Source organism: Ruegeria sp. BK1 (assembly GCF_056535645.1).
This window is the reverse complement of sequence record NZ_JBQFIS010000001.1, coordinates 636,675-662,766: the sequence shown is the minus strand read 5'-3', so window position 1 is coordinate 662,766 and position 26,092 is coordinate 636,675. Positions and strand designations below refer to the sequence as shown.

Annotated in this window: 25 protein-coding genes and 1 riboswitch; of the genes, 11 read left to right on the top strand and 14 right to left on the bottom strand. The window is 59.0% G+C overall.

The features are described 5' to 3' along the window. Positions 1-3: 3 nt before the first annotated feature. Both gltS and ACR3E7_RS03295 read right to left on the bottom strand, forming a co-directional pair. The gene (gene gltS, locus ACR3E7_RS03300; RefSeq protein WP_480503363.1) at positions 4-1,206 is read right to left on the bottom strand and encodes a sodium/glutamate symporter; all 1,203 of its coding nucleotides are present in this window, start codon (positions 1,204-1,206) and stop codon (positions 4-6) included. Between the two features lie 16 nt (positions 1,207-1,222). Next, on the bottom strand, positions 1,223-1,744 hold the full coding sequence (locus tag ACR3E7_RS03295; RefSeq protein ID WP_480503028.1) for a DUF6446 family protein: 522 nt from the start codon (positions 1,742-1,744) through the stop codon (positions 1,223-1,225). Positions 1,745-1,822: 78 nt separating this feature from the next. On the opposite strand from ACR3E7_RS03295, the gene ACR3E7_RS03290 reads away from it, so the two are divergent. Then, positions 1,823-2,455, top strand: coding sequence for a MarC family protein (locus tag ACR3E7_RS03290; protein ID WP_170788468.1), 633 nt, complete (start codon positions 1,823-1,825; stop codon positions 2,453-2,455). Positions 2,456-2,463: 8 nt separating this feature from the next. Here ACR3E7_RS03290 and ACR3E7_RS03285 read toward each other — a convergent pair whose 3' ends face one another. Beyond that, positions 2,464-3,393 (bottom strand): glycine--tRNA ligase subunit alpha, encoded by a 930-nt coding sequence (locus tag ACR3E7_RS03285; RefSeq protein ID WP_170769402.1) that lies wholly within the window; start codon positions 3,391-3,393, stop codon positions 2,464-2,466. 203 nt (positions 3,394-3,596) lie between these two features. On the opposite strand from ACR3E7_RS03285, the gene ACR3E7_RS03280 reads away from it, so the two are divergent. Beyond that, complete coding sequence (locus tag ACR3E7_RS03280) at positions 3,597-5,330, top strand: serine protease (protein WP_480503029.1); 1,734 nt, start codon at positions 3,597-3,599, stop codon at positions 5,328-5,330. Positions 5,331-5,380: 50 nt separating this feature from the next. Here the strand turns inward: ACR3E7_RS03280 and ACR3E7_RS03275 are convergent, their stop codons facing one another. The 5 genes from ACR3E7_RS03275 to metZ all read right to left on the bottom strand — a co-directional run bounded on the left by ACR3E7_RS03275 (position 5,381) and on the right by metZ (position 12,105). After that, positions 5,381-6,958, bottom strand: coding sequence for a thiamine pyrophosphate-binding protein (locus ACR3E7_RS03275; protein WP_480503030.1), 1,578 nt, complete (start codon positions 6,956-6,958; stop codon positions 5,381-5,383). Further along, a complete protein-coding gene (locus ACR3E7_RS03270; protein WP_170784370.1) occupies positions 6,958-8,406 on the bottom strand; it encodes a TrkH family potassium uptake protein in 1,449 nt (482 codons plus the stop codon). The genes ACR3E7_RS03275 and ACR3E7_RS03270 overlap by 1 nt, the downstream gene beginning before the upstream one ends. A gap of 51 nt (positions 8,407-8,457) precedes the next feature. Beyond that, positions 8,458-9,375 carry a hypothetical protein gene (locus ACR3E7_RS03265; RefSeq protein WP_480537108.1) on the bottom strand — a complete coding sequence of 306 codons (918 nt, stop codon included), beginning with the start codon at positions 9,373-9,375 and terminating at the stop codon, positions 8,458-8,460. Positions 9,376-9,637: 262 nt separating this feature from the next. Further along, positions 9,638-10,741, bottom strand: coding sequence for a GTP cyclohydrolase FolE2 (gene folE2, locus ACR3E7_RS03260; protein WP_480503033.1), 1,104 nt, complete (start codon positions 10,739-10,741; stop codon positions 9,638-9,640). Positions 10,742-10,914: 173 nt separating this feature from the next. Further along, complete coding sequence (gene metZ, locus ACR3E7_RS03255) at positions 10,915-12,105, bottom strand: O-succinylhomoserine sulfhydrylase (RefSeq protein ID WP_480503034.1); 1,191 nt, start codon at positions 12,103-12,105, stop codon at positions 10,915-10,917. A 62-nt stretch (positions 12,106-12,167) separates the two neighbouring features. Then, positions 12,168-12,245, bottom strand: a riboswitch (SAM riboswitch). 130 nt (positions 12,246-12,375) lie between these two features. On the opposite strand from metZ, the gene ACR3E7_RS03250 reads away from it, so the two are divergent. Then, positions 12,376-13,065: a glutathione S-transferase N-terminal domain-containing protein gene (locus tag ACR3E7_RS03250; RefSeq protein WP_170784363.1), complete on the top strand. Its 690-nt coding sequence runs from the start codon at positions 12,376-12,378 to the stop codon at positions 13,063-13,065. A gap of 44 nt (positions 13,066-13,109) precedes the next feature. On the opposite strand, the gene ACR3E7_RS03245 is transcribed toward ACR3E7_RS03250, so the two are convergent. The 3 genes from ACR3E7_RS03245 to ACR3E7_RS03235 form a co-directional block, all read right to left on the bottom strand. Then, complete coding sequence (locus ACR3E7_RS03245) at positions 13,110-13,928, bottom strand: DUF2189 domain-containing protein (protein ID WP_480503035.1); 819 nt, start codon at positions 13,926-13,928, stop codon at positions 13,110-13,112. A gap of 175 nt (positions 13,929-14,103) precedes the next feature. Next, complete coding sequence (locus tag ACR3E7_RS03240) at positions 14,104-15,054, bottom strand: hypothetical protein (RefSeq protein ID WP_480503036.1); 951 nt, start codon at positions 15,052-15,054, stop codon at positions 14,104-14,106. A 75-nt stretch (positions 15,055-15,129) separates the two neighbouring features. Next, positions 15,130-15,519: an OB-fold nucleic acid binding domain-containing protein gene (locus ACR3E7_RS03235; RefSeq protein WP_237215751.1), complete on the bottom strand. Its 390-nt coding sequence runs from the start codon at positions 15,517-15,519 to the stop codon at positions 15,130-15,132. A 127-nt stretch (positions 15,520-15,646) separates the two neighbouring features. Between ACR3E7_RS03235 and ACR3E7_RS03230 the strand changes: the two genes are divergently transcribed. Next, positions 15,647-15,970: a 2Fe-2S iron-sulfur cluster-binding protein gene (locus ACR3E7_RS03230; RefSeq protein ID WP_170769391.1), complete on the top strand. Its 324-nt coding sequence runs from the start codon at positions 15,647-15,649 to the stop codon at positions 15,968-15,970. 80 nt (positions 15,971-16,050) lie between these two features. Then, entirely contained in the window at positions 16,051-16,752 is a 702-nt protein-coding gene (locus ACR3E7_RS03225) for an FG-GAP repeat domain-containing protein (protein ID WP_480503037.1), read from the top strand. A gap of 93 nt (positions 16,753-16,845) precedes the next feature. Here the strand turns inward: ACR3E7_RS03225 and purD are convergent, their stop codons facing one another. Next, positions 16,846-18,108, bottom strand: a complete 1,263-nt coding sequence (gene purD / locus ACR3E7_RS03220) for a phosphoribosylamine--glycine ligase (protein WP_480503038.1) — start codon at positions 18,106-18,108, stop codon at positions 16,846-16,848. Between the two features lie 75 nt (positions 18,109-18,183). On the opposite strand from purD, the gene xseA reads away from it, so the two are divergent. Further along, positions 18,184-19,677, top strand: a complete 1,494-nt coding sequence (gene xseA, locus ACR3E7_RS03215; RefSeq protein ID WP_170788455.1) for an exodeoxyribonuclease VII large subunit — start codon at positions 18,184-18,186, stop codon at positions 19,675-19,677. A gap of 7 nt (positions 19,678-19,684) precedes the next feature. On the opposite strand, the gene ACR3E7_RS03210 is transcribed toward xseA, so the two are convergent. Further along, entirely contained in the window at positions 19,685-20,080 is a 396-nt protein-coding gene (locus tag ACR3E7_RS03210; protein ID WP_237215748.1) for a hypothetical protein, read from the bottom strand. A gap of 127 nt (positions 20,081-20,207) precedes the next feature. Between ACR3E7_RS03210 and ACR3E7_RS03205 the strand changes: the two genes are divergently transcribed. The 5 genes from ACR3E7_RS03205 to ACR3E7_RS03185 all read left to right on the top strand — a co-directional run bounded on the left by ACR3E7_RS03205 (position 20,208) and on the right by ACR3E7_RS03185 (position 24,414). Next, complete coding sequence (locus ACR3E7_RS03205; protein ID WP_480503040.1) at positions 20,208-20,846, top strand: lysoplasmalogenase family protein; 639 nt, start codon at positions 20,208-20,210, stop codon at positions 20,844-20,846. Positions 20,847-20,904: 58 nt separating this feature from the next. Beyond that, on the top strand, positions 20,905-22,032 hold the full coding sequence (gene ftsY, locus ACR3E7_RS03200) for a signal recognition particle-docking protein FtsY (RefSeq protein ID WP_480503042.1): 1,128 nt from the start codon (positions 20,905-20,907) through the stop codon (positions 22,030-22,032). Positions 22,033-22,119: 87 nt separating this feature from the next. After that, positions 22,120-23,022, top strand: a complete 903-nt coding sequence (locus ACR3E7_RS03195) for an EamA family transporter (RefSeq protein WP_170788452.1) — start codon at positions 22,120-22,122, stop codon at positions 23,020-23,022. 16 nt (positions 23,023-23,038) lie between these two features. Beyond that, positions 23,039-23,644, top strand: a complete 606-nt coding sequence (locus ACR3E7_RS03190) for an inner membrane-spanning protein YciB (RefSeq protein ID WP_170788451.1) — start codon at positions 23,039-23,041, stop codon at positions 23,642-23,644. A 101-nt stretch (positions 23,645-23,745) separates the two neighbouring features. Beyond that, entirely contained in the window at positions 23,746-24,414 is a 669-nt protein-coding gene (locus ACR3E7_RS03185) for a Crp/Fnr family transcriptional regulator (RefSeq protein WP_170784358.1), read from the top strand. A 216-nt stretch (positions 24,415-24,630) separates the two neighbouring features. Here ACR3E7_RS03185 and ACR3E7_RS03180 read toward each other — a convergent pair whose 3' ends face one another. After that, a complete protein-coding gene (locus ACR3E7_RS03180) occupies positions 24,631-26,070 on the bottom strand; it encodes a Do family serine endopeptidase (protein ID WP_170769838.1) in 1,440 nt (479 codons plus the stop codon). Between the last annotated feature and the right edge of the window lie 22 nt (positions 26,071-26,092).

Genomic DNA, 26,092 nt, shown 5'->3' with positions numbered 1-26,092 from the left:
TCCTTAGAAGTTCACGATCGTCTGGATGACGATGGCATTGGCAATATCCACAAAGAACGCGGATACAAGGGGCAGCACGATAAAGGCAATAGGCGACGGGCCATATCGCTTGGTAACAGCGGTCATATTCGCGATAGCGGTCGGAGTGGCCCCAAGGGCGAACCCGCCGAACCCCGCTGACAAGACAGCAGCGCGGTAGCTGCCGCCCATCACCGGGAACAATACCCAGATAACAAAAGCCACGGCCATAAGTGTCTGCGCTGCCAAAATCACAATGATAGCCAGCCCCAACTCGGCAATGGTCCACAGCTGCAAACTCATGAGTGACATGGCCAGAAACGCGCCCAGCGAGAACTCGGAAATAAGCGCCAGCGAGGGCGTTCGGGCAACGGGCGGAGCCTTGGGGAAAAGCGCAGAACGCAGATTGGCAATTACGATCCCCATGATTAGGCAAGGCACGAAAAGCGGCAGCTTCAACCCCGCCGCGCTGATGGCCTGATGAAGCAAATACCCGGCAACAATTGCGATGTTCAGATACAGCATCACCCGCATGATGGTCAGGTGATCCACCTTTGAGGCAGCCTCGGAGGGGTTTTCGGGTAGGCCGACGGTGTGCTCTTCGTCCGGTCGTTCAGGTGTCAGGTTCCGGCCCTCGATCAGATAACGCGCGATGGGGCCGCCGACTAGAGCCGCCAATACAAGGCCCAAGGTTGCAACGGCCACACCCAGTTCGGTCGCGCCCTCTAATCCAGTTACCGCACCCACTTCGGGGGCCCAGGCGATTGCAGTGCCGTGCCCGCCGATCAGCGCGGCCGAGCCGAACAGCACCCCGGCCTGCGCCGGATAGCCAAAAAGCACTGCCCCAACAGCGCCCACGCCATTTTGCAAAATAATCGTCACAAGTGTCAGAATCAGAAGCAAAAGCAACGGCTTCCCGCCCGCGATCAAATCCGACAGCCGGGCATTCAAACCGATCCCTGCAAAGAACACCACCAGCAGGAAATCCCGCGCGGCCAGACCAAAAGTCATCTCAATCCCGAAAAGCAGATAAAGCCCCAGCAGAAAGACCGAGGCCAGCAACCCTCCGGTTACGGGTTCAGGGATGTTGAATTGCCGTAGCGCTGCTACACGGGCGTTGATCTCGGCCCCGATCAGATAGACAGCAAACCCCATTGTGGCCGTCAGGAAATCCGGGATTTGCAGCATCTCTTCGATCAATTCGCTACTCCTGCGGGCGCGGCGGGCACTCTTCGCCTACCACGGTTCCGTCATAAGCTTTTTCGCCGCAATTGTTCAGCGCATGCCAGACATAGCCTTTGCCGTCCTGCGTCACGGCTACGATCCGGTCCACGCCATAGTGGATGTTCTTTTGCCCCATGAAAGCCTGCGCCTGTCCCGATTTCAGTGCATCCGCAATCGTCACGGCATCATAACAGTCAAACCACCCGGGCGCGGTCAGCGGCTCAGCATTGTCCACCGGCTTGAAAGCGGCCAGATCTTCCCGGGTCAGCTCGGTTTCAAAGCAGGCCCGATACCGGATCGGAGAGCTGTCGGCATCAATCGCCTGAAACCCCGAGTAAGCAATTGGCTCCGCTTTTTCAGAAGTCACAGCCACCAGCTGGACATCGCGTCGCGGCTGCGGATCGACCGAATAGTAGAACCCGTAAACCTGAAGGTAGTACATCCCTGCCCCGGCCAAAACGGCCGAGCCAAGCAACAGAAGAGCAAGCAGTTTTCCGGTCATTGGTCACGCAGCCTCTTTCAAATGCGCATGAAATCGGACAGGGTCCGGCACGTAACAGGTTGATACGAGGCTTATCGAATGGACTCCACCCTTACCGTCGGATTCTTCGGCGCTTTGTTTGCGATCATGAACCCGATCACCAACCTGCCCGTTTTCCTCAGCGTGACCGAAGGGTTGTCCTCGGCCGATCAGCGTAAGGTGGCGGCGAAAGTGACGATCTATTGCCTGATCCTGGGGGGTGCTTTTGCGGCCATCGGCAATCAGGCGTTGGGGTTGTTTGGCATTTCGGTCGATGACCTGCGCGTTGCGGGAGGACTGGTCGTCCTGATGATCGGCCTCAACATGCTGAGCGGCAATCAAAGCACCACCCATCACGGTACCGAGGATGAAAAGCAATCCTATCCCGAACCCGACACCGTGGCGTTCTATCCGCTGGCCTTTCCCATTCTGGTCGGTCCGGGCACGATCACGACTTTGATCCTCTATGCTCATCACATCACCAAACCAGTGGATGCGATGCTTTATGCAGGCGTATTTCTGGTCGTCCTGCTGTTGCTGTTCGTCACCTTCTGGAACGCATCGGCGCTGGCCAAACGATTGTCCGCAAACGCGCGCGTTATTATGAGCCGCTTCATGGGCATGATCCTTTCGGCCATCGCCATAAGCATGATCGCCGACGGCCTGAAGGTGTTGCTGCCCGGATTGGCGTGATCTGGCCATCAAGCCTCGTACCCGGCAGCCTCGGTCATGACAAACGCATCTGCGCATTGTTTGGCCAGGGCACGCACCCGCCCGATATAGGCCTGCCGTTCGGTGACTGAAATCACCCCACGCGCATCCAACAGGTTGAAGATATGGCTGGCCTTGATGCACTGATCATAAGCCGGATGCGCCATCACGATGCGCTTGCCCGTCTTTGGATCATCATGCTCTTGCGCCAGAATAGTGGCGCATTCCGCCTCGGCCTCTTCAAAGTGGCGCAGCAGGACCTCGGTATTGGCCACGTCAAAATTCCAGCGGGCGTATTCTTCCTCGGTCTGTTTGAAGATATCGCCATATTTCAACGGGCTGGGCGATTGAGGGTCGTTGAAGGGCATGTCCATCACATGGTCGATACCCAGCACATACATGGCCAGACGTTCCAGCCCATAGGTCAGTTCGCCCGAAACGGGTGTACAGTCGTGGCCGCCGACCTGCTGGAAATAGGTGAACTGGCTGACTTCCATACCGTCGCACCAAACCTCCCAGCCCAGACCCCATGCGCCCAGAGTGGGACTTTCCCAGTCATCCTCGACGAACCTGATATCGTGCAGCTCCATGTCGATACCGATCGCTTCAAGCGAACCCAGATACAGCTCTTGCAGGTCCGGTGGGCTGGGTTTGATCAACACCTGATATTGGTAGTAGTGCTGCAATCGGTTGGGGTTCTCACCATATCGCCCGTCGGTCGGGCGGCGCGAGGGTTGCACATAGGCAGCAGCCCATGCCTTGGACCCCAGGGCGCGCAAAGTCGTCGCCGGGTGGAATGTGCCTGCACCGACCTCCATGTCATAGGGCTGCAGGATCGCGCAGCCTTTCGAGGCCCAATAGGACTGAAGCCGCAGGATAATCTCCTGAAAAGAACGAGGTGCGCTGGACTGTTCGGTCATGACATTCCCTTTGGGCGCCGCTGCGCCGGTAACGATGGGTTTTGCCCTTCCTATGCAAGGGGCCAATGGGCGTCAACGGGCCAGTGCGTCCGTCCTGTCACTGCGTCGCCACACTGCAAATTCCCCGCAATCTGGGCATGGTGTTCAACCCTGCACTTGGCGTACTCTGCCACCCAGATAAAAATTGCGGACACGGGCAGACAATGACACGCATATTTACAGCAATTCTATTTCTTTTCCTCTTCGGCACCCGCGCCGTTTTCGCTCAGCAAGAGGCAGGCGTCTGGGTTCAGGTCGAGGCACGGCCATCCCTGAGCCAAGCCCAAGAGCGCGCGCAGGCCTATGCGTCCCTTCTACCAGACGTGAATGGGTTTCGCTTGAACTCTGGCTGGTACGCCATTGTTATAGGACCGTATTTACGCGCTGATGCCGAGCAAGTTTTGAGGGTTTATCGCGCTGAAGGCCAAATCCCCTCCGACAGTTACATCGCGTTTTCCAACAGTTTTGGGCCGCAGTTCTGGCCTGTTTCGAGCACCGGCCAAGACCGCGCCGCAGTGGAACCTCCGACAACCGCTGCGCCGGAACAACCTGCAACCGGGCTGACGCCGCAGACATCAGATGAAACCCGCGCGCAGGCGCTACAATCCGAACGGCTGCTCAGCGCGCAGGATCGACGCGCGTTGCAAACCGCCCTTCAGGCCGCCGGGTTCTACAATTCGACCATTGATGGAGCTTTCGGGCAAGGCACCCGTCGTTCGATGGCGGATTGGCAGCGCTTCAACGGGTTCGAGGCCACCGGAGTTCTAACCACCGCGCAACGCACCACCTTGATGGACGACTACAACGCCCCTCTGATCAGCGTCGGGATGGCCCGCCATTCCGACCCGCAGGCGGGGATTGATCTGGACCTGCCGCTTAGCGCTGTTGCCTTTGACCGGTATGAGGCCCCGTTTGCCCATTTCAACAGCGCCTCTGACTTGAATGCCAAGGCACTGCTGATCAGTCAGGAAGGCGACAAGAACACCCTGCGCGCGCTTTACGAGGTCATGCAATCGCTCGAGATAGTGCCGCTGGACGGCCCTCGTCAGTTGCGCGGTGACCGTTTTACGCTCGAAGGGCGCGGCAACGGTATCGTGTCTTATACCGAAGCCAAGTTGCAAGACGGCCAGATCAAGGGCTTCGCCCTTGTGTGGCCCGACGGGGATGAGGCCCGCCGCGCCCGTGTTCTGGCGGCGATGAAGACCAGTTTTTCCACCAATGACGCCGTTCTGGATGCCAGCGCCAGCGCCGAGGCAGAGCAGCGCATTGACCTGATCTCGGGCCTGCAGCTGCGCAAACCCCGTCTGTCGCGTTCGGGCTTTTTCGCGGACGCCAACGGTACGATTTTGACCGTGACCGAGGCCACCGACATGTGCACCCGCCTGACGCTGGACGGTGATCAGGAACTTCAGGTCGCCTGGACCGATGTGGATCTTGGAGTCGCCGTCCTGCGTCCCAAAACCACCCTCGCCCCGCTGAATGTTGCCGAGTTCAATAAAGCTACTCCGCGTATTCAGACCGAGGTCGCCGTGTCCGGGTTCTCCTATGAAGGCGCGTTGGGCGCACCGACGCTGACCTATGGCCAGATCGCCGATGTGCGCGGGCTGAACGGTGAAGAGGGCGTGAAACGTCTGGCGCTGGCCGCACTACCCGGCGACGCAGGTGGCCCGATTTTTGACACCAGCGGTCAGGTTGTGGGGATGCTATTGCCGACGCCCGCGGACGGCCGAACCCTGCCCGCCTCGGTCAGTTTGGCCGCAACCGCGGCGCGTCTGGGTGAAATCCTTGATAAGGCGGGCGTTGCCGGTCAGGCCGGTCAATCCACCGGTCAGGTGTCGCCCAACGAACTGAACCGTCGCGCTACAGGTATGACTGTACTGGTTCACTGCTGGGAGTAAGCACTTAATCCAAAACAAAAAAGCGCCGCAAAACCCACGCAGCGCTTTTCTTATGTCAGGATGTCGGGCGTCACCCGTATCAGCGTCGGACCCGGCGCCGAGAATGCCCCACGAACCGTCTGCTGCATCTCCTCCAGGCTAGAGGGGTTTGCGGACAGAGCGCCAAACGCTTCGGCGAGTTTGCAGAAATCGGGGTTGCGCGCGACCACGGCGTTGGGTGCGATCTGACCCCGGACCATGCTGTCCTCGATCTCTTTCAGCTTGGCGTTGTCCCAGAGAATGATGGGCAGAGACAAGCCCAACTCGACCGCGACACCCAGCTCGGCCATTGTGTAGTGAAACCCGTAGTCCCCGGCCATCACCGCCGTCGGTTTTCCGCGCCGTGCAACCGCACCGCCGATCCCCGCGGGTAGAGCGTAACCCAGCGTGCCGAACCCGGTCGGGTGATGCCAGTGGTAGGGGAAGGTCATGTCCCAGACCTCTTTGCCGACATAGGCTAGCTGGGTCATGTCCGAATAGATCATGGTCTCGGCCGGCATCGCTTCGCGCAGCGCGTCCAGCACGGGGACGATGCCGGGGCGTTCGGCGTCCACCTCGACCCGCCATTTCGCGCGGGCTTGCGCCACTTCGTCCTCGGTCCAGCCAGTTGCCGGTTTCACATGGTCGATCGCCGCCCAAAGCGCATGGGCGAAGCTTTCTCCATCCACCTGCAATTTGACCGCTGCCCGGTGGCGGTCGGACAGTACAGCCGGGTCCAGATCGACCCGCACCAGATTTCCGGAATGCCCCAGATCGTCGCGCCACAGGTCAACTTCACCCAGCTCCGATCCAACGACCACAACTAGATCGGCCGAGTCGATAACTTCCGCGCTGCCCGGCCTGGGCAGGTAGGAACCAAAATCCAACGCATAGTTCAACCCGGCCATGCCGCGCCCCGCATAGGTGGTGAAACAGGCCGCCCCCAGTTGGGTCAGGATCTGCCGCCACAGGTTGGACCGCGCCCCGCCCCCCAGGATGAACAAGGGCCTGTCGGCGATGTTCAGCATCGACAGAACGGGCGCGACATCCGGCGGCGCGGCCTTGGTGCGCAGCCCCGGCTGATTGGGAAACGGGGCCGGATCTGCTTCGGCCTGGAGCTGTTTGATCGGCACCTGAATATGCTTGGGACGCGGGCGCGACAGTTCGAATTCCTCAAAGGCGCGCTCCACCAGCCCGTAAGCGGCTTGGGCCGAATTTGCCTGCACCGACCAATCCGCAACCGTACCGGCGGCCCCACGCTGGTCCTTCATCTGATGCAACTGGCCCTTTGACGCCTCGGTCTCGTCCAGACATGAGGACAGAACCAGCATCGGCACCGAATCCGAATATCCCTGCCCCATAGGTGTCATGATGTTGCACAGGCCCGGCCCGGTAATCACATAGGCCACCCCCGGCTTGCCAGTTGCCCGCGCATAGCCGTCGGCCATGAACCCGGCCCCTTGTTCGTGCCGAGCCAGAACATGGGTGATGCCCGCCTCTTCGATCCCCCGGTACATTTCCTGATTATGCACGCCGGGGATGCCGAAAATCACATCCACACCGCGATCCCGAAGCATATGCGAGATTTGCGCGCCGAGGGGTCTTTTCATCAGTTTCTCCAGAATTGAACGGTGAACAGGGCGTAAACGGCAAGGAGCTCAAGCCGCCCGACCAGCATCCCGATGGACAACAGCCACTTGGCGGTATCGCTCAGCCCCGCGAAATTGCCTGCCGGACCGATCTGATCACCAAGCCCCGGCCCTACATTGGCCAACGCCGTCGCCGCGCCCGAGACCGAGGTGATAAAGTCCAGACCCGTCAGCGCCAGAGCCCAGGCCAGAACGCCCATTGACAGCACAAAGAACATGAAAAAGCTCATCACAGAGGTCAGAACATCCGTACTTATCGGCCGTCCATCATACAAAGGCATGAACACCCCATGGGGCGAGCGGATGCGGCGTATCTGGGTCTTGATCGAGGCAAACAGTAACTGATAGCGGAACACTTTGATCGAACAGGCGGTCGAGCCCGCGCAGCCACCGATCAGGCCGATCAGGAAGAACACCATGACCGGAAAACTGCCCCAGGTCATATAGTTCACGCTGGCATAGCCTGTGCCCGAGATGATCGAGGTGATGTTGAACAGAGATTCCCGGAACGCTTGTTCCCAGTGATGCGGAAAGACGGTTAGCAGAAAGACGGTCATTATCGCGACTAGCAGAAGGATCGTGGCCAGGAAGGCACGGATCTGGCTGTCTTTCCACAGCGAACTGGTGTTGCCATTTGCCAGTTGCACATAGCGCACGAAAGGAAGCGCCGCCAAAATCATGAACACCGAGGCGGCATATTCCGTCGGCCCCGAGAACGTCCCGAACGAGGCGTCGTAGTTCGAGAACCCTCCAGTCGCGATTGTGGTCATGGCGTGGACGACGGCGTCGAAAAAGCTCATGCCAAAGCCGGCATATACCAGCACACAGACGAAGGTCAGAAAGACGTAGATCAGGGAAATCTGACCCGCGATCTCTTGCGCGCGGGGTAGAATTTTCCCCATAGTTTCAAACCCTTCCGAGCGGAAGATCTGCATCCCGCCCACCCGAAGTTCGGGTAGAAATACCATAGCGACGACGATGATCCCGATCCCACCCAACCATTGCAGCACTCCGCGCCACAGCAACAGGCCCTGCGGCAGCTTATCCAACCCGGAAATCACGGTCGAACCGGTGGTCGTCAGGCCGGACATCGCTTCGAAGTAAGCGTCGACAAAGCGCAGTTCTGTTGCGCCGATCAAAAAAGGGATCGCGCCGAAAAACGGCAGAGCGACCCAAACCCCGGTGGTCAGCAAAAAGGTCTGACGGATTGTCAGACCTTCGCCCACCCCGTTCGAGCAGCTCATTGCCAGAATGACGCCTGTCAGGACGGTGATGATCCCGCTTTCAAGGAACACATGCCATTCGTCGCGCCCTTCGATCAGGTCCGCAAGCAAAGGCAGAATCATGGTCGCCCCAAGAATGGCAACCAGCAGGCCAATCACATATCCAACCGGGCGTATATCCGTCATGAGGCGCAGCGTTGGCGCGCCTGCACGACTGTGTCAAGCGGATGCCCCGATTTACTTTTGCGTTTTGTTGGTCGCGCTGGGCATTGCGGGCGGCTTCGATGGCGCACGGGTCCGGCGGGTTGGTGCCACGACCTCTGCCTTGAGGGCTGCAGGTTTGACGGCTTCGGCCTTGGGTGCAGCAGGTTTGACGGCTTCGGCCTTGGGTGCAGCAGGTTTCGCGGCTTCGGCCTTGGGTGCAGCAGGTTTCGCGGCTTCGGCCTTGGGTGCTGCGGGTTTCGCGGCTTCGGCCTTGGGTGCTGCGGGTTTGGCAGGTTGCGCCTTGGGTGCGGCTGGTTTAGGTGCCTCTGCCTTGACCTTTGCCGTTTTTGCAACTGCGGGTTTTACCGCCGAAGGCTTAGGAGCGGCCGGTTTCGGCGCAGCTTTTGCGGTCACTGGCTTGGATGCAGCAGGGACCGCTGCCGGTTTCGGCGCAGCCTTAACCGCAGGCTTCGCCGCAACGGCGGCAGCTACCGGTTTTGCAGCCGCAGGCTTGGCTACGATGGGCGATCTAACTGCCGCTGGCTTGGCCGCAGCTGGTTTTTTCGCCACTGGTTTGGCTATCTGCGGTTTGTTGGCCGGTTTGGCAGCCACTGCTTTGGCCGGTGTGGATTTCACGGCTGCCGGTTTAGGTGATTCGGCGGCTGGCTTCGCTGCCGGTTTCGCTTTGACCGCAGGTTTGGCTTTAGCCGCCGGCGGCGTTTTCACCTTGGCAGCACGGGCTACCGGTTTCGGCTTGGCCGGCGCTGGAGGTTTCGGTGCAACAGGCGCGGGCGCAGCGGATGAGGCGTGCAGTGCCTGCACCTGAAAAAATGGCAGCTCCATCGCCGAGCAAGCCAGAATTTGCATGATTTTCATCTGGTTGCTCACCGCGTAGCCTGCCATGCGGATTGCGGCAGCCTGAAATTCCAAGGGCTGGGTAATCGGATTCATACGTAGTCTCTCCTCTGAAAGTAACGCAGCACGCTTGAGAAAAAGAGGCCCTGCCCGCCCTGGGATAACGGGCGGGAAACGATGTCACGCAGGATCAAGCGTTGCACGTTTCAGCTTCCTTCAGAGTGGCTTTCCCATTGACCAACGGTCTAACCACGGCTGCATTCCACATCAGTCTACTTCAAAGACCGTGCGAGCGCAGCATTTTTTGCTGCGATGCGGCAAAAACGTGCCGTAAGGTTAATCCTGAGACTTTGCGCGTTCAGCCGACATGGAACAGAGTCGAGAACAGCCTTGGGTCAAGGCTGGATGATACAAAGGTCGGCCCTTCGGTCAGAACCGATACAGCGTCGTGGCTGTGCAGGCTTTCCTGATGACTGGCGACTATGCGAAAATCACCCACGTGGTGGTCGGCCAGAAGTTCGGCGCAGAACAGGCGCGCAGCATCTTCGACAAAGATCGGGTTTGCGGCGTTCAGCTCGGCAAAGGCTTGCTCGTCCTCGCGTTTAACCATAACTTGTGTTTCCGTGGGCACGGCACGACGGCACAACGCGATCAGGTCCTCGAACCAAAGGCAATCGGCGTCGCAATCCACCACTACCGAAATTCGCGCCACCGACCGCTGTGAATGCGGCGTCGCCAACTGGCCACGTGTTGAACGAGCATGTTCGCTCAGCTCAAGCGAACAGGGACAAGTCGAAGAGTAGACATAGTCCAGATGCAGGATCTTCTGGCGCACGCCGTTCTGTTCCACCAGCTCCAGCGCGATGTCGTAATACTGATAGCCTTCCAGCCCCGAGCGCAGGCTTTTCACCTTGTCGGGATAGGAAAACCGCATCTGTATACGCGCGTCAAAGCTGTCCAGATCGGTCATATAATCATCCAGCGCGGCTTCCATGACTTCGAAGCTGAACGTGCGCTCGGCGTGTTTGTAAAAGGACCGCATGATACGGGACATGTTGATGCCCTTCTTCTCGGCCTCAAGGCTGACCGAGCCCGTGACCGAGGTCTCAAGCGTCAGGTCTTCGCCATCCTTGCGGTGAAACCGGATCGGCAGGCGGAAATTCGAGATACCCACATGCTGAATTTGCTGCTTCGCTCCCCGGATCAAGCTGGACGGACCGTTTTGCAGATCGGGCAGCGTGGCGCGATAGGCCTCATCGGCCTTGAAGTCCTCGGGGTAGTCGCGCGACAAAGACGGATAGTTGGACGTCTCCTGCCCCGGCACAAGGCGCGCGATTGCCGGATCAAGCTGACTGATCTCGGCGTCGGTCGCGGATACCGCCCATTTGCGCAGAACTTTCAGCGCCGCAGCGGCCTCGTCATGGTCGGGGGCGTCGTCAATGTCACGGGGATGCACGTTCATCGCTTGGGGTTCCTCGGGGTTCGCCGCCGATCTATATACAGCTTGGGCGTGTTTTCCAGTTTAACCGTATACGCCGGAAAACACAGTCCGGATCGATTTTTGGTGCAGGATGAGCGATTTACCACCCCGCACGCATCTCTTTGAGCCTGTTTGTAGCACCGTTGACGCGACGTTTACTGCTGAGAAACGTCCAATGCGCGTTTAATATCGGCAAGCAGGTCGCTAGCATCTTCCAACCCGACCGAGAACCGGATCAAGCCTGGTGTAATGCCCAACTCATCTTTCTGCGCATCGCTCAAGCGTTGATGGGTCGTTGTTGCCGGATGCGTCGCGATCGACTTGGCGTCGCCCAGATTGTTCGAGATCACCGGGATAGTCATCGCGTTGAGGAAAGCAAAAGCCGCTGCTTTCCCGCCCTTGATGTCCAGGGACAGAACCGTACCGCCCTTGCCGCCCAGCTGAGATTGCACCAACGCATTTTGGGCATGGGTTTTCAGCCCCGGATACAGCGTGCGTTCCAGCGCGGGATGGTCCTCCAGCGCCTCGGCAATGATCTGCGCCGTCTCGGCCTGCGCATTCACCCGCAGAGCCATCGTCTCAAGCCCTTTGAGCATGACCCACGCGTTGAACGGGCTAAGCGCGCCGCCGGTATGTTTCAGATAGGGTTCAACGGTGCCACGGATGAACTCTTTGGTGCTGATGATTACGCCACCCAGAGCCCGGCCCTGCCCGTCAATATGCTTGGTTGCGGAATAGACCACCGCGTCCGCGCCCTGCTGGATCGCGCGCGAAAAGACCGGGGTCGAGAACACATTGTCCACGATCACGGTTGCACCGACGGCATGGGCCAGCGTGGCCACCGCTTCGATGTCGATCACCTCAAGCGTGGGGTTCGACATGGATTCGAAGAACACAGCCTTGGTGTCGGGGCGGATTGCCGCTTTCCACGCGTCCAGATCGGTGCCGTCGACAAAGGTCACTTCAACACCGTAACGGGTCAGGATGTTTTCCAAAATATACAGACACGAGCCGAACAAAGCCTTGGCCGACACCACATGGTCGCCCGCCTTCAGCATCGATACCAGCGCCGCGTTCACCGCCGCCATGCCGGATGCGGTGGCAAAGGCGTCCTCGCCCCCTTCCAGCGCTGCGATGCGCTGTTCGAACATGGACACGGTCGGGTTGCCATAACGGGCATAGATAAACTCATCCGGGCCGGTCTCGATAAACCGCGCCTCGGCCTGTTCGGCGTTTTCGTAAACGAAGCCCTGCGTCAGAAAGATCGCCTCGGACACTTCGTTATATTGGCTGCGACGGATGCCGCCATGGACGGCCTGTGTGCGTTTGTTCCAGTTCTCGCTCATGTCATTCCTTTCGGCCCCTCTGTGGAGGCAAACAAAAAACCCCAGACGCGGCCAAGCGAAAGGGGTCTTTCATCCTGACCTTTTAGCGGTGTTGTTTAGCGTGGCCCGCAATCCGGTAACAAATCGCCACGTGGTGCCTTGCCCTTACGCCGCGCATGCAAAGGCGTCAAGCCTTAGGCGCAATCAGTCACGGTTTCGTAACAGTTTGCCCCTGCCCCCTTGCCCAATGGCCCGAAACCTTCATGATCGCCGTCAACCGAAGGAGAGACCATGATTGATCTGTATTTCTGGCCTACGCCAAACGGGTGGAAGGCGTCTATCGCTCTGGAAGAGATGGAGCTGCCCTACACCACCCATCTGATCAATATCGGCAAGGGCGATCAGTTCGATCCCGAATTCCTGAAAATCGCGCCCAACAACCGGATGCCTGCCATCGTGGACCCCGACGGCCCGGATGGAGAACCGATCTCGGTCTTCGAAAGCGGTGCTATCCTAATGTATCTGGCCCGCAAGACCGGGCGGTTCTATGGCGAAACCGAGCGTGACCGGATCGCCGTTGAGGAATGGCTGATGTGGCAAATGGGCGGGGTCGGACCCATGGCCGGTCAAGCGCACCACTTTTTGAAATACGCCCCGCAACTGGATCCGCCACAGGACCTGCCCTATGCCAAGGATCGCTATCGCACCGAAGTTGGGCGGCTTTACGGCGTGCTCGACCGGCGGCTGGCCGAGAATGAATATGTCGCGGGCGATTTCTACTCGATTGCAGACATGTCGATCTGGGGCTGGGCCAGCCTGTGGGAAGGTCAGCAACAGGTGCTGGAGGACAAACCTCATTTCACCCGCTGGCTGGAAACCGTCAGCGCCCGCCCCGGCGTTCAGGCCGGTCGCGCGCTGCACGCCGAGTTGCGCGGAGATCACCGGGACAAGCAATCGCAGAGCAATTTGTTCAAGCGATGAACACGGTCGGCGGCTGACCCTTTTCCGAAGGGTTCACATTCAAATCACCCCTCTACCGGTGGCACCGCCCGCTGGTAGAGATGCCATGTCGTATGCCCCAGAATCGGCAAGGTGAAGATCAGGCCCAGAAATGCCGGAACTAGTGACAACAGCATCGTGACCGAAATAATCGCCGCCCAACTCAGCATGACCACAGGGTTTTCGGTGACGACGCGGATAGATGTAAGCATGGCCGAGACAAAGTTGGTCTCGCGATCCAGCAACATGGGCATGGCGACGACAGTGACCGAGAACAGGACCGCGGAAAGGAATGCGCCTATGGACGTGCCAACGGCCAGAAACGTCCAGCCCTGCGGGGTAAAGAAGACGATGTTCAAAAACCCGTTCAAATCCGAGAACGAGGCGTTTTGCAGGATAATCGCCAGCCACAGCCGAACCTGATAAACCCATACCCAGAAAATGAACAGGGTGACAAAGGCCATCCAGCCCATCTCGCGTTTGCGCTGATGGGCCATGACGGTCAGGATGTCGGACCACCCGAACGCCTGTCCCTTTTGCAACCGGCGTGACATTTCATACAGCCCGGCGGCTGCAAATGGTGCAATCAACGGAAAGCCGACAATGGCCGGAATGATCATCCAGATCCTGCCCAGCCAGACCATGACCCAAACCAGTAGAATGCCGAAGACCGCATAGAACAGACCAAAAAAGCCGCTCATGACCGGGCGCGCCAGAAAGTCGGAAAACCCGGCCTTCAAAGAGGCCGTGATATCGTCAGCAGTGATCGTATTGACGTTGGCCCTGTCCTGTGGCTGGGGCGTCAGGTCGTCTGGCGGTGTGGAATCTGCGGTTTTGGATGGCATGTCACGGTCCTCCCAAAGCGTGGCACGGCAGCCTGTCGGCGCCGCCAAAGTTCCGATGATGAAACTGTGCATCAACGCTGACGTTTGGGCAAGGCAGGAGTAAGTTTCAGGCGGGCCGTGTACCGTATGTCGGCATGTCCAAGAACCACCGGGACAAGCGATAGTCGGCAGAGTGCTAAATCGATCCGCCGCTTTTACCAGGCGGATCTTCATTAAACTGCTCGAAAAACCGCGCAAGCCCGACCAATGGCGACACATACGGCAAGTCGACCAGCGCAATCGAGGACAGACCTTCGGCGGCATCCAATCTAGCATGCAAATGGTCCGCTCCGAAATCCTGCACCCAAAAACCCAAATCTTCGTACAGGTTTCGTCGGCTTCTGATTGTCACTGTCTCACATATCGCGGTCTGCCCTTCGCCGCGGACAGTCAAGCGTTCGACATCCACGTTGGCCTCTCCTTCAACCATATAATACGTCGAAATAACCTGACTCGTACCGCTCTCTTGCTCGATCTTGCATTTATAGAGCATTTCCATGTTCTCCGGGTCCCAGGTGTCGGGATTTACGGTGTTCACGTTCATCGAGACCGTGAACAACCCATCATCCCCCACCGGGCCGGTTTTGTATTTTCCGCTATAGCTGTCAGGTGCTGTCTTCAGAATGTCAAAGGCACGCTGTGCAGGGATGAGGTATCTGGCGCGCGACTTCCATTCCCGCAAACCAAGGGGAACATGCAGAAAAACGCTGGGCAGCCAGTTCAGGCCGAGCCATAAGAAAAAACTGACCAGAACCGTTCCGATAATCGTCCAGGCTGTTGCCTTCCCTTGATTTTGTGTTGGCGCAAGGTCGGGCAGCATCTCAATCACCGGCAAGAGCATTAGCGTTATCCCAAGCACCAAGGCCGTTGTGACCGTCTCCCACCAGACCCGCGGGTAAATGAGCACCAGTAACATGATTGCAAATACACCAAACAAGGCCGTCACGAGTTGCATTTTCGGACCCGCCAAAAGTGCGGAATGACCAAATACCTGCGTCCCCACAGCCCATGGCACGAACAAAAGAAACAAACTAAGAAATATCAGCCGGCGCAGTCGAAATACGCGGTACAAATACTTGTTTTTCATAATGTAATACCCGTCAAACTGGTGACTGAATTACATTCAACCTTGGCAAAACCATGACGTCTGGGTGTTTTCTTCTCACTTGCTTTGGGGCGATTGTCCCTCCCCCCGTACCAACACGTCCAACATGGCCGAGATATCTTCGATCTCTTCCGCGATCACATGGGTTACGGAATGCGCCCGCTGCATCCGCCCCGTGATCCGCAGCAACCGGCCCGAGATCACCGCCCGGCGAAATTGTTCATACATCGCGCGCCAGACAACCACGTTCACGATGCCGGTTTCGTCCTCCAGCGTCAGAAAGATCACGCCCTTGGCTGTACCCGGCCTCTGCCGCAAGATCACCAGCCCGGCCACGGTCACACGCGCATGATCGGGCGGATCGTCCAGCCGATTGGCTGGCAGGCAAGCGGGTGGGCGCGGCCAGTCTCGGTTTGAAACTGCACTGCGAACAGGGGCAACAAGCATGAGAACAAAAATAGAACATATCACAGGAATGTCCAGTCGCGGCATCCCGAGTCGCAAATGAGGGTGGAAAGACCTAAATGGCTTGACTAAGGAAGGTTTCGAACATCGTAAAAGGAAGACGCACGCAATGGCAAAGATCACCTATGTCGAGCATGGCGGTACCGAGCACACTGTCGAGGTCGCCAACGGACTGACCGTCATGGAAGGGGCCCGTGACAACAACATCCCCGGCATCGAGGCCGATTGCGGCGGCGCCTGCGCCTGCTCGACCTGCCATGTCTATATCCACCCTGATTGGGTCGAGAAAGTGCCAGCCAAAGACGACATGGAAGAAGACATGCTGGACTTTGCGTTTGAGCCCGACCCAGAGCGGTCCCGCCTGACCTGCCAGATCAAAGTCACCGACGCGCTGGACGGTCTGGTCGTTCAGATGCCCGAGAAACAGATCTGATGATCTCCAAAGCGCCGCGCCGACTCTCTCGCCTCTGGCAAGGCAGGTCACGCGGCGCGCTTATGGCAATGTGCTTGTGGTTGGTCACAACAGCCCCTGCCATTGCAGATACGATTGTCGCGGCTCGTTATACCGAACCCACGACCCGATATCCTCATGGCGTCCTGGGGGATCAGATCGAATATGGAGCGCTTGAGCTTACCATAGAAAACACGCCTGCCACACAAGGCTCGACGGGCGCCAAGGAACGATCTGCCCTGACCATCCGCCTGCCCGAGGACCGTGTTTTCGAAGATCTAGCGCCCCGGTTGGCGGACGTTGATCAAAACGGTACGCTCGAAGTTCTGGTTGTCGAAGCCCAGAAGGATACAGGCGCACAACTCGCCATCTATAACGCGCACGGGGAAAAGATCGCCGCCACCCCGCATATCGGCACCCGTTTCCGCTGGCTCGCACCGATCGGCGCGGCCGATCTGGACGGCGACGGCTACGTCGAGATCGCCTATATCGACCGCCCTCACCTGGCCAAAACCCTGCGCATCTGGCGCTTCAAAGATGGCGCACTGACCGAAATCGCGGTACTGCCTGGTCTGACAAACCACAAAATTGGAGAAGCTTATATTTCGAGCGCCATCCGCGATTGCGGCACCGGCCCCGAGATGGTCGTCGCCAGCGCCGACTGGAGCACCATCGTCAGCGTTTCTTACCGAGGCGATTGGCAAACCCGCGACCTTGGCCCCCTCAAGAAGCGCAGTGACCTAACAAACGCACTCATTTGCTGATCCGCCCTTCATCTGGCCCAAAATATCCCAGGGAGCGCGAGGGGCTGGCCCCTCGCGCCAAAAAATCGAGACGGGCGCGGCCCGGCAATCAGATCACAAAGCGCGCCAGCCGATATCGCGGCGAAAGAACCCATCGGGCCAGTCAATCCCATCCACCATCGCATAAGCCCGATCACGCGCCTCCTGCAATGTCTCGCCCCGAGCGGTGACGTTCAGAACCCGACCACCCGTGGCCAATACCTGCCCATCCGCAGCCTTGGTCCCGGCATGAAAGACCATGTTCTTGCTGTCCTCGGGCAGCCCGTCGAGACCGCCAATAACACTGCCCTTCTCGTAAGACCCCGGATATCCCTGAGCCGCCATCACAACGGTCAGCGCATGATCATCGGCCCAGTTCACCTGCGCCTCACGCAAACGGCCCTCGGCTGCGGCATGCATCAGATCCATCGCCTGCGCGCCCAGGCGCATCATCAGCACCTGACATTCGGGATCGCCAAAGCGCACATTGTATTCCACCAGTCGCGGCTGCCCGTCCTTGATCATCAAACCCGCATAGAGAACCCCCTGAAACGGCATCCCGCGCTTTTTCATCTCGGCCACGGTCGGCTTGATGATCTCTTCCATCGCGCGGGCTTCGACCTCGGCGCTCAGAACCGGGGCCGGAGAATACGCTCCCATCCCGCCTGTATTCAGCCCGGTATCCCCGTCGCCTACGCGCTTATGGTCCTGCGCGGTGCCGACCGACAGGATATCCTCACCGTCACACAGCACGAAAAGCGAGGCCTCCTCGCCCTCCATGAATTCCTCGATCACCACCTCGGCCCCGGCCCCGCCAAAAGCCCCGCCAAACATGTCGTTGATGGCCTCCAGCGCGGTCCCTTCGTCCATCGCCACAATCACGCCCTTGCCGGCGGCCAGTCCATCGGCCTTGACCACAATCGGCGCGCCTTGTTCGCGGATATAGGCCTTGGCGGGCTCGGCCTCGGTAAAGCGCCCATAGGCTGCCGTCGGCGCGCCCGAGGCGTCGCAGATTTCCTTGGTAAAACTCTTTGATGCCTCCAACTGCGCCGCCGCAGCCGAGGGGCCAAAGACAAGAACACCCGCTTCGCGTAGGCGGTCGGCAACCCCAGCCGCCAAGGGGGCCTCAGGGCCGACAATCACAAAATCAATCGCGTTGTCTTCGGCAAAGCTGACCACAGCGCCGCCATTTTCGATGTCCAGAGCCGCGCAATCGGCAATCTGAGCAATTCCGGCATTGCCCGGCGCGACTATCAGACGGTCACACTTGGGGTTCTGCATCACCGCCCAGGCTAGGCTGTGTTCGCGTCCACCGCTCCCGAGAATGAGGATATTCATGACTGCTCTCCGATCTGCTTGGCCTCGCCTTCCGCGCGTTCTAAGCTGGGTGGGCATTTGACACAAGGCGCTGAAATGTCCGACCTGCTTGACGATCCCATTCCCGGCCAAAACACACCTGAATACAGTGTTTCCGACATTTCCGGCGAGGTAAAACGCACACTGGAAGGCACCTTTGGCCGAATCCGTGTGCGTGGTGAGGTCGGGCGCGTGTTCAAGGCGCGCTCAGGCCATCTTTACTATGATATCAAGGATGACCGGAACGTGCTGGCTTGCACCACGTGGAAGGGTCAGATCTCGGGACTGTCCGTGGTGCCCGATGAAGGGCTTGAGGTCGTCGTAACCGGGCGTCTCACCGCGTTTGGCGCGCAATCGAAATACAACCTGAATGTCGATGAGGTCGCCGTCGCAGGCCAAGGCGCACTGATGGCGTTGCTGGAAAAGCGTAAGAAACAGCTAGAGGCCGAAGGGCTGTTCGCGCCTGAACGCAAGAAGCCCCTGCCCTATCTACCGCAGATCATCGGCGTAGTGACATCACCATCTGGCGCGGTGATCCGCGATATCCTTCACCGCCTGCGCGACCGGTTCCCGCGCAAGGTGCTGATCTGGCCTGTCGCCGTGCAAGGATCGAACTGCGCACCCGAGGTTGCCAACGCAATCAACGGTTTCAACCAACTCACCCCCGGAGGCGCCCTGCCGCGCCCAGACCTGATCATCGTCGCCCGCGGCGGCGGGTCGATCGAGGACCTGTGGGGTTTCAACGAAGAGGCCGTCGCACGGGCGGCTGCGACTTCAGACATTCCACTAATCTCAGCCGTGGGGCACGAAACGGATACGACACTGATCGACTATGTCTCGGACCGTCGCGCGCCGACGCCCACCGCCGCCGCCGAACTGGCCGTGCCCGTGCGGATGGAACTGTTGGCCTGGACCGGCGAACAGGGCGCGCGCCTGTCCCGCGCTGCGACCGACGCCGTGCAGCGCCGCAGCCAACGCCTGCGCGACCTGTCCCGAGCGTTACCGCGCCCCGACAGCCTGTTGAACACACCGCGTCAACGTCTTGATCTGATTGCCGATCGCCTGACCCCGGCTTTGGAACGTGGTGTTCAAGCGCGACGCATCAAAGTTGTGGAACTGTCGGCCCATCTGCGCCCCTCGACCCTGCGAAATCTGGTGTCCTCACGGCAGGAGGCGGTGCGCAACCTGTCATCCCGCCTGTCCTTGCGCCCTATTCAGCGCGACATTGACGCTCAACGGCAATCCCTGACCCGCTTGACCGAGCGTCTGAACACCGCCCAGACCACGCGTTTGGACCGGATGCGACAGACGTTAGAAGCCACGGACAGGCTTCGAGAAACACTCAGCTACAAGGCCACGTTGCAGCGGGGCTATGCCGTGGTGCGCGCCGAGGGCGAGGTGGTGACAACCCGGAAACAGGCGGCAAAACATACCGCGCTTGAGATCGAATTCGCCGACGGCATATTAGCGACGGGCATGTCGTCCACAGCAAAGCCACCAGCTAAGAAAACGCAGAAAAAAGCGCCACCTGATCAGGGTTCACTGTTCTAGGTCTCGCTCAAACGCCAACCTCGGGGCCGAGGCAGACCATCTCCTCATCGATATCTTCGGCCTCGTACAGCTCCGTCTGCTCGGGGTTGCCTTCAAACTGAGCAATCAAGCCGCTGCCGGATTCGACAAACACCCAGCATTGCGGGTCCAGCCGGTCTTCGTACAGAAAACAAATCTGGTCATTCTGCTCGTACCAGACGCCTTCCTTGCAATCTCCGTCCAGAAAGGACCAGATCACGCGTCGGTTGGGCAAATAACGTTCGACCCCATAAACCTGCCCCTCAAAGCCGTAGAACAAGGTTTTACCCTGCGTATACGAGTCAAATTCAGCCCCCGAAAGCGCGGATTGCGCCCCCGCCATCTGCGCGGACATAGCCAGAAGAATCGCAACATGCCTGATCATGTCCGCATGATGTCAGATGCCAACCGGCAATGCCAATTACCAATCTGTCAGGACAGGCTGCCTTAACGTCATGGGTTGAGTTGCGGACGCATTCCCGATGAAGCTGGACGAAAAAAGGGACACTTGAATGACAACTGCGCTGTTTCTGGTCGCTGCTGCCTGCGCGTTGGCCTATCTGCCCTTGGCGCCTCGCCCGGCCAGCAAACTTAGGTCGGTGCTGAAAACCGCCTCGGTCGCCTGCCTTGCCGTCATCGCCCTGCTGTCTGAGGCGCCACTCCTTTTGATCGCCGCACTGAGCCTCTGCGCCATCGGAGACGCGCTGTTGTCGCGCGAAACCGACACAACGTTCATGGCAGGGATCGGTGCCTTTGCAGCCGGACACCTGGCCTATATCGCACTGTTTCTGTCGCATCCCAGCAGCGATACCAGCCTGATTTTAACTCACCCCGGCCTATTCTGGTCCCTGATCCTGCTGGGTATCGTCGCGGCAACTCTTCTGGCCCCACGTGCCGGGGATCTCAAACTACCAGTTCTGGGCTATATCCCGATCATTCTGGGCATGGGCGTCACCGTTTTGGCCCTGCCCGACACCGGCGCTTTGCGTTGGGCCCTGCCCGCAGCGATGGCCTTCATCGCCTCGGACCTGATCCTTGCGACCGAGAAATTCCTGCTGCCCGCCCATCACCCGGCCCTGCGGATGACGCCTTATCTGGTCTGGCCGCTATACTGGGGCGCACAGGCCGGTCTGTTGATCGCCTTTCTCTGACCCTTTGCAACTGCCGCAAATCCGCATTAGGTGAAAGGAACACCTGCGGAGACCAAAAATGGCGTTTTTCTCAAAGCTCAAGGACAAGCTGTTCAAATCCTCGTCCCGCCTCGAACAGGGGCTGGATGCAATCGTCGAAGATGGCGGAGAGGAAACGGCTGCACCCGAGCCCAGCCCACTTGAGCCTGCACCGCAAACTGAACCCGTCTCCGCACCGCCCGAACCTGAACGCACGCCACAACCGGTCGAAACCGCGCCACCTGAACCTGCCGCACAACCCGCGCCCGAACCAACCCAGCCCAAAGGCGTCTTGAGCCGCCTGTTCAACCGGTCCGAGTCCCAAACCGTTGTCCGTCGCACCCTGGACGATGACATGCTGGAACAGCTCGAAGAGCTGCTGATCGCCTCGGATATGGGCGTCGATACCGCCCTGCGTGTCACCTCGAACATGGCCGAGGGGCGCTTTGGACGCAAATTGTCTACGCAGGAAATCAAGCAGCTGCTGGCACAGGAAGTCGCCCGCGTGATGGAACCCGTGGCCAAGCCCATGCCGCTTTACCCCAAACGCCCGCAGGTCGTGCTGGTTGTGGGTGTCAACGGTTCGGGCAAAACCACCACCATCGGCAAGCTGGCCAGCCAGTTCAAAGCCGCGGGCAAAAAAGTCGTCATCGCCGCGGGGGATACCTTCCGCGCCGCCGCCGTCGAACAATTGCAAGTCTGGGGCGACCGCGCAGGCGTCCCGGTTCTGACCGCCCCCGAAGGCTCGGACCCGGCGTCGCTGGCCTTTGACGCCCTGACCAAAGCGCGGAACGAAGGCGCAGACCTTCTGATGATCGACACCGCTGGCCGATTGCAAAACCGCGCCGACCTGATGGAGGAACTGGCAAAAATTGTCCGCGTCATTCGCAAGGTCGACGACAGCGCCCCTCACAACACCCTGCTGGTACTGGACGCCACCACCGGCCAGAACGCACTCAGCCAGGTCGAAACCTTCAGGAAATTGGCTGATGTATCCGGTCTGGTGATGACCAAGCTCGACGGCACCGCCAAAGGCGGGGTTCTGGTGGCGCTGGCGGATAAATTCGGTCTGCCCATCCACGCCATTGGCGTCGGAGAGCAAATCGACGACCTCGCCCCGTTCGACCCCGAAGAATTCGCCGCCGCCCTCACCGGCCTGCAAAGCTGATCCGCCGCTTCATCTGGCCAAAAATATCCTCGGGGGGCGTGGGGGGCAGACAGCCCCCCACTTCTCCGCCAAAACAAAGACCGAAATTTGAGCGACTGGCTGATCTCCCTTGAAGGCACCGAAGCGGGCCACAGGCTCGCCCTGGCGCTTGCGCTGTCAGCCGCTTTCCTGCACGCAGCCTTTGGCGCGCTGCAAAAAGGGCGCCACGATCCCTGGATGTCGCGCGGGGTGATTGACGCCTGCTATTGCCTTATGGCGGCCCCGTTTGCCCTCTTCGTCGTGCCTTGGCCCGAACCCTTTATGTGGCCCATATTCGCAGTCGTCTGGCTGATCCACATCCTCTACAAAATCCTTCAGGCCCTGGCCTACACCAAAGGCTCATACACAGTGGTTTACCCGGTCGTGCGCGGCACCGGTCCACTGTTCACCGTGATTGGCGCTTACCTGTTGTTTGACGAAACCTTCACCGGCACCCAATGGCTCGGTGTGGCTGTCCTGCTTTGCGGGATTTTCGGACTGGCCGCCTATAACTTCCGGTTTCTCGAAACCAACCGCGAAACACTTGGCGTCGCCCTGGCACTTGCCTTCGCCACCGGCTTGTTCGTCGCGCTCTATACCACCTATGACGCATATGGCATTCGTGCCACCGCCGATCCATTCACCTTCCTTGCATGGTTTTTCATGATCGACGGGGCGACGCTGCCCTTCTACGCCTTCCTCAGATGGCGCGCGATGATCCACCGCCCGACGCTCGGCCCCCTCATGCTGCGCGGGCTAGCGGGAGGTATCATTGCGCCTCTGTCCTTCGGTTCGATCATGCTCGCCACCCGTCTGGATAAAGTCGGCGAAGCAGCTGTCCTTCGTGAAACCTCAACCGTCTTCGCAGCGCTTATTGGCTGGCTGGTTTTGAAAGAAACCGTTGGCCCCAGACGCATCGCGCTGATGGCATTGATTGCACTCGGCGCCGTAATAGTTGAAATGGGCGGGTAAACAGCAGGGAACCGACATGACAGGCAAGAATGAGATCAACCCGTTTCTGAAACAGGTGCTGGAGCTTGGCCCGCCGCTGGCTTTCTTCTTCATCTATTTGCGCCTACGCGATGACAGTTTTCAGTTCGCAGGAACGGAATATTCCGGCTTTATCGTCGCGACGATCATCTTCGTTCCCCTCATGCTGGCTGCAATGGGTATCCTGTGGTTCCTGACCGGCAAGCTCAGTCGTATGCAGATCTTCACCGCTTTCATGGTGATCTTCTTCGGCGGCCTGACCGCATGGTTCAATGACGAGCGGTTCTTCAAAATGAAAACCACCCTGGTCTATGGCTTTTTCGCCCTGATCCTCGGCATTGGTCTGCTGCAAAAGAAATCCTACCTCGCCTATGTTTTGGACGAGATGCTGCCCATGCGCCACGAAGGTTGGATGATTCTGACACGCCGGCTGTGTGCCTGTTTCGCAGTGCTGGCCGTCGCCAATGAATTCGTCTGGCGCACCATGTCGACCGATCTGTGGGTCAAAATCGAAACCTTTGGTTTTCCGATCGCATTAATGGTCTTTCTCATGCTTCAGTTCAGCATGTTGCAGACCTATATGGACGATCCTGACCAGCAATAGGCCGTGGATTCCGTAAAACTACATAAAATCCTTGGCTAATCGCCCGTGCTGTGGAAAGTTGTGGGACCACTCACACCTGCCAGCCGGAGCACCACATCCACATGACGGCCTTTCCCAATACCGGTTTTCTGGCCGAAGCATCCGACCGTCTGCGCGCGATGCTGTCGGCACAGGCGACCGAAATCTCGCTTGATGAAGGCGAGACATTGTTTGAACAGGGCGATGAGGGCGATGCGCTCTACGCCATTCTCGCCGGTACGCTCGAAGTGTCCTTTCTGGCGATGAGCGGTCGCAAACTGTCGCTGACCCTGATGAAACCCGGCGAAGTTTTTGGTGAGATAGCGCTGTTCGACAGCGGTCCGCGTACAGCGACCATTGCCGCCGCCGAGCCTTCTCGCGTATTGCGGGTGCGGCGCGCAGATGTGATGAACCAAATCCGACAACACCCGGATTTGGCAGTTGATATGATCCGTTTGGCCGGTCTCAGGATGCGTTGGATGGGGTCCCAGTTGAACGAACAGGTTTTCCTGCCCATGCCGATCCGTCTGGCCCGCAAGCTGCTGCACCTGACCGACCTGCAAGAGGACCCCTCAAGCCGTCTGTCCCTCTCGCAAAGCGAGTTGGCCGAGTTTGTCGGCGCCACGCGCGAGGCCGTGTCGAAAACCATCTCGACCTGGAAGCGCGACAAGGTGGTCGAGGCATCGCGTGGCGGGTTGATGATCCACGACTTCGACGCGCTTCGGGAATTGGCGGATTCCGATCTTATCTGATCCGCTGTGACCTGCTTCACATACCTGTGTAGTCGTTAAGACTATCTTCATAACTGTTACCGTAGGAGGTCAGAGAATCATCCCCGATATCTGTCCACTGACCTCTCCCTGTATCAGAGCCGCACGCCTTCCCCGGTGTGCGGCTCTTCTCATTTCCGGTGTATGAAAAAAGGCCGGGGTGCAGACCCCGGCCATTCTTGCAATCTGAAAGGCAGGTTATTCGCCCAGGCTAAGTGCTACAAAACGTGGATCGCCACCACGCCGTACCAGCAGCAACAGCGACTTGCGGCCCGCTTCGCGTGCTTCGTCCATGCGCGTCTCAAGATCCTGAATCGACGCGACCTTCTGCTGACCGGCTTCGGTGATCAGATCACCCGCCCGCAGGCCCTTGGCATAAGCCTCCGAGGCTTCATCCACATTTGTTACAACCAGTCCCTCAGCGTCAGCATCCAATTCCAGATCGGTGCGCAGCGTCTCAGTCAACGGTGAGATCGTCAGGCCCAGAATATCCGCGTCTTCCTCGACCGGAGCTTCCTCTGCAGGTTCTTCTTCACTCCCACCGGAACGCTCGGCATCCTCACGGCGGCCCAATGTCACCAGAACGGTCTGCGTGCCGCCATCACGGTGCACAACTACGCGGACAGATTTGCCCACCGTAGTTTCACCGACCTGCCGCACCAAACCGCGCGTGTCTTCAACCTCAACACCATCAAAGCTGAGAATCACATCGCCCGCCAGCAGGCCAGCCTCTTTGGCTGGGCCGTCCGGCACATCGCTGATCAACGCACCGCCGGGCTTTTCCAGACCCATGGCTTCGGCCATATCCTCGGTCACGTCCTGAATGCGTACACCCAGCCAACCACGGCGGGTCTCACCAAACTCGCGCAGTTGATCCACGACCTTGATCACCACATTCGACGCCATCGAGAAACCAATCCCGATTGAGCCACCATTGGGCGACAGAATCGCTGTGTTCACACCAATGACCTCTCCATCCATATTGAACAGCGGCCCACCCGAGTTGCCCCGGTTGATCGCTGCATCGGTCTGGATGTAGTCGTCGTAGGACCCGCTCAGCGCACGATTGCGGGCCGAGACGATCCCGGCTGAAACCGAAAAGCCCTGACCCAGCGGGTTGCCCATCGCAATCACCCAATCGCCCACACGTGCCACATCACTATCGCCGAACTGCACATATTGCAGTGGCCCCGAGGCCTCGACCTTAAGCAGTGCGATATCGGTTTTCTCATCAGTGCCGATGACCTTTGCAGGCAGCTCTTTCTTGGGTTGACCGTCGCCGGGGAAAAATTCAACAAGGATTTCATCGGCTTCGGCAATCACGTGATTGTTCGTGACAATGAAACCATCCTCGGAAATCACAAAACCCGAACCCAGCGCGTTGCTGCGGCGCGGGCGGTTGTCGTCATCGCCCTCTCGATCCTGAAACTCCCGAAAGAAATCTTCAAACGGAGAGCCCTCGGGCACAATGCCTTGCGGCCCGGATTGCCCTTCGATCAAGGTTGAAGTGGTGATGTTCACCACCGCCGGGCTGATCTTTTCAGCCAGAGGCGCAAGGCTTTCCCCGCGCGCCTGCGCGGCGACGGTTTGGGCCAGAACCAGAACCATCCCGGCAATGGCCAACCACATCAGCCGCATGAAACCAACAACCTCGTCCCGC

What these genes read in the sequence shown, in the direction of transcription:
- gltS (WP_480503363.1), bottom strand. Translation starts at nt 1,206, where the DNA reads ATGCTGCAAATCCCGGATTTCCTGACGGCCACAATGGGGTTTGCTGTC.
- ACR3E7_RS03295 (WP_480503028.1), bottom strand. Translation starts at nt 1,744, where the DNA reads ATGACCGGAAAACTGCTTGCTCTTCTGTTGCTTGGCTCGGCCGTTTTG.
- ACR3E7_RS03290 (WP_170788468.1), top strand. Translation starts at nt 1,823, where the DNA reads ATGGACTCCACCCTTACCGTCGGATTCTTCGGCGCTTTGTTTGCGATC.
- ACR3E7_RS03285 (WP_170769402.1), bottom strand. Translation starts at nt 3,393, where the DNA reads ATGACCGAACAGTCCAGCGCACCTCGTTCTTTTCAGGAGATTATCCTG.
- ACR3E7_RS03280 (WP_480503029.1), top strand. Translation starts at nt 3,597, where the DNA reads ATGACACGCATATTTACAGCAATTCTATTTCTTTTCCTCTTCGGCACC.
- ACR3E7_RS03275 (WP_480503030.1), bottom strand. Translation starts at nt 6,958, where the DNA reads ATGAAAAGACCCCTCGGCGCGCAAATCTCGCATATGCTTCGGGATCGC.
- ACR3E7_RS03270 (WP_170784370.1), bottom strand. Translation starts at nt 8,406, where the DNA reads ATGACGGATATACGCCCGGTTGGATATGTGATTGGCCTGCTGGTTGCC.
- ACR3E7_RS03265 (WP_480537108.1), bottom strand. Translation starts at nt 9,375, where the DNA reads ATGAATCCGATTACCCAGCCCTTGGAATTTCAGGCTGCCGCAATCCGC.
- folE2 (WP_480503033.1), bottom strand. Translation starts at nt 10,741, where the DNA reads ATGAACGTGCATCCCCGTGACATTGACGACGCCCCCGACCATGACGAG.
- metZ (WP_480503034.1), bottom strand. Translation starts at nt 12,105, where the DNA reads ATGAGCGAGAACTGGAACAAACGCACACAGGCCGTCCATGGCGGCATC.
- ACR3E7_RS03250 (WP_170784363.1), top strand. Translation starts at nt 12,376, where the DNA reads ATGATTGATCTGTATTTCTGGCCTACGCCAAACGGGTGGAAGGCGTCT.
- ACR3E7_RS03245 (WP_480503035.1), bottom strand. Translation starts at nt 13,928, where the DNA reads ATGCCATCCAAAACCGCAGATTCCACACCGCCAGACGACCTGACGCCC.
- ACR3E7_RS03240 (WP_480503036.1), bottom strand. Translation starts at nt 15,054, where the DNA reads ATGAAAAACAAGTATTTGTACCGCGTATTTCGACTGCGCCGGCTGATA.
- ACR3E7_RS03235 (WP_237215751.1), bottom strand. Translation starts at nt 15,519, where the DNA reads ATGCTTGTTGCCCCTGTTCGCAGTGCAGTTTCAAACCGAGACTGGCCG.
- ACR3E7_RS03230 (WP_170769391.1), top strand. Translation starts at nt 15,647, where the DNA reads ATGGCAAAGATCACCTATGTCGAGCATGGCGGTACCGAGCACACTGTC.
- purD (WP_480503038.1), bottom strand. Translation starts at nt 18,108, where the DNA reads ATGAATATCCTCATTCTCGGGAGCGGTGGACGCGAACACAGCCTAGCC.
- xseA (WP_170788455.1), top strand. Translation starts at nt 18,184, where the DNA reads ATGTCCGACCTGCTTGACGATCCCATTCCCGGCCAAAACACACCTGAA.
- ACR3E7_RS03210 (WP_237215748.1), bottom strand. Translation starts at nt 20,080, where the DNA reads ATGATCAGGCATGTTGCGATTCTTCTGGCTATGTCCGCGCAGATGGCG.
- ACR3E7_RS03205 (WP_480503040.1), top strand. Translation starts at nt 20,208, where the DNA reads ATGACAACTGCGCTGTTTCTGGTCGCTGCTGCCTGCGCGTTGGCCTAT.
- ftsY (WP_480503042.1), top strand. Translation starts at nt 20,905, where the DNA reads ATGGCGTTTTTCTCAAAGCTCAAGGACAAGCTGTTCAAATCCTCGTCC.
- ACR3E7_RS03190 (WP_170788451.1), top strand. Translation starts at nt 23,039, where the DNA reads ATGACAGGCAAGAATGAGATCAACCCGTTTCTGAAACAGGTGCTGGAG.
- ACR3E7_RS03185 (WP_170784358.1), top strand. Translation starts at nt 23,746, where the DNA reads ATGACGGCCTTTCCCAATACCGGTTTTCTGGCCGAAGCATCCGACCGT.
- ACR3E7_RS03180 (WP_170769838.1), bottom strand. Translation starts at nt 26,070, where the DNA reads ATGCGGCTGATGTGGTTGGCCATTGCCGGGATGGTTCTGGTTCTGGCC.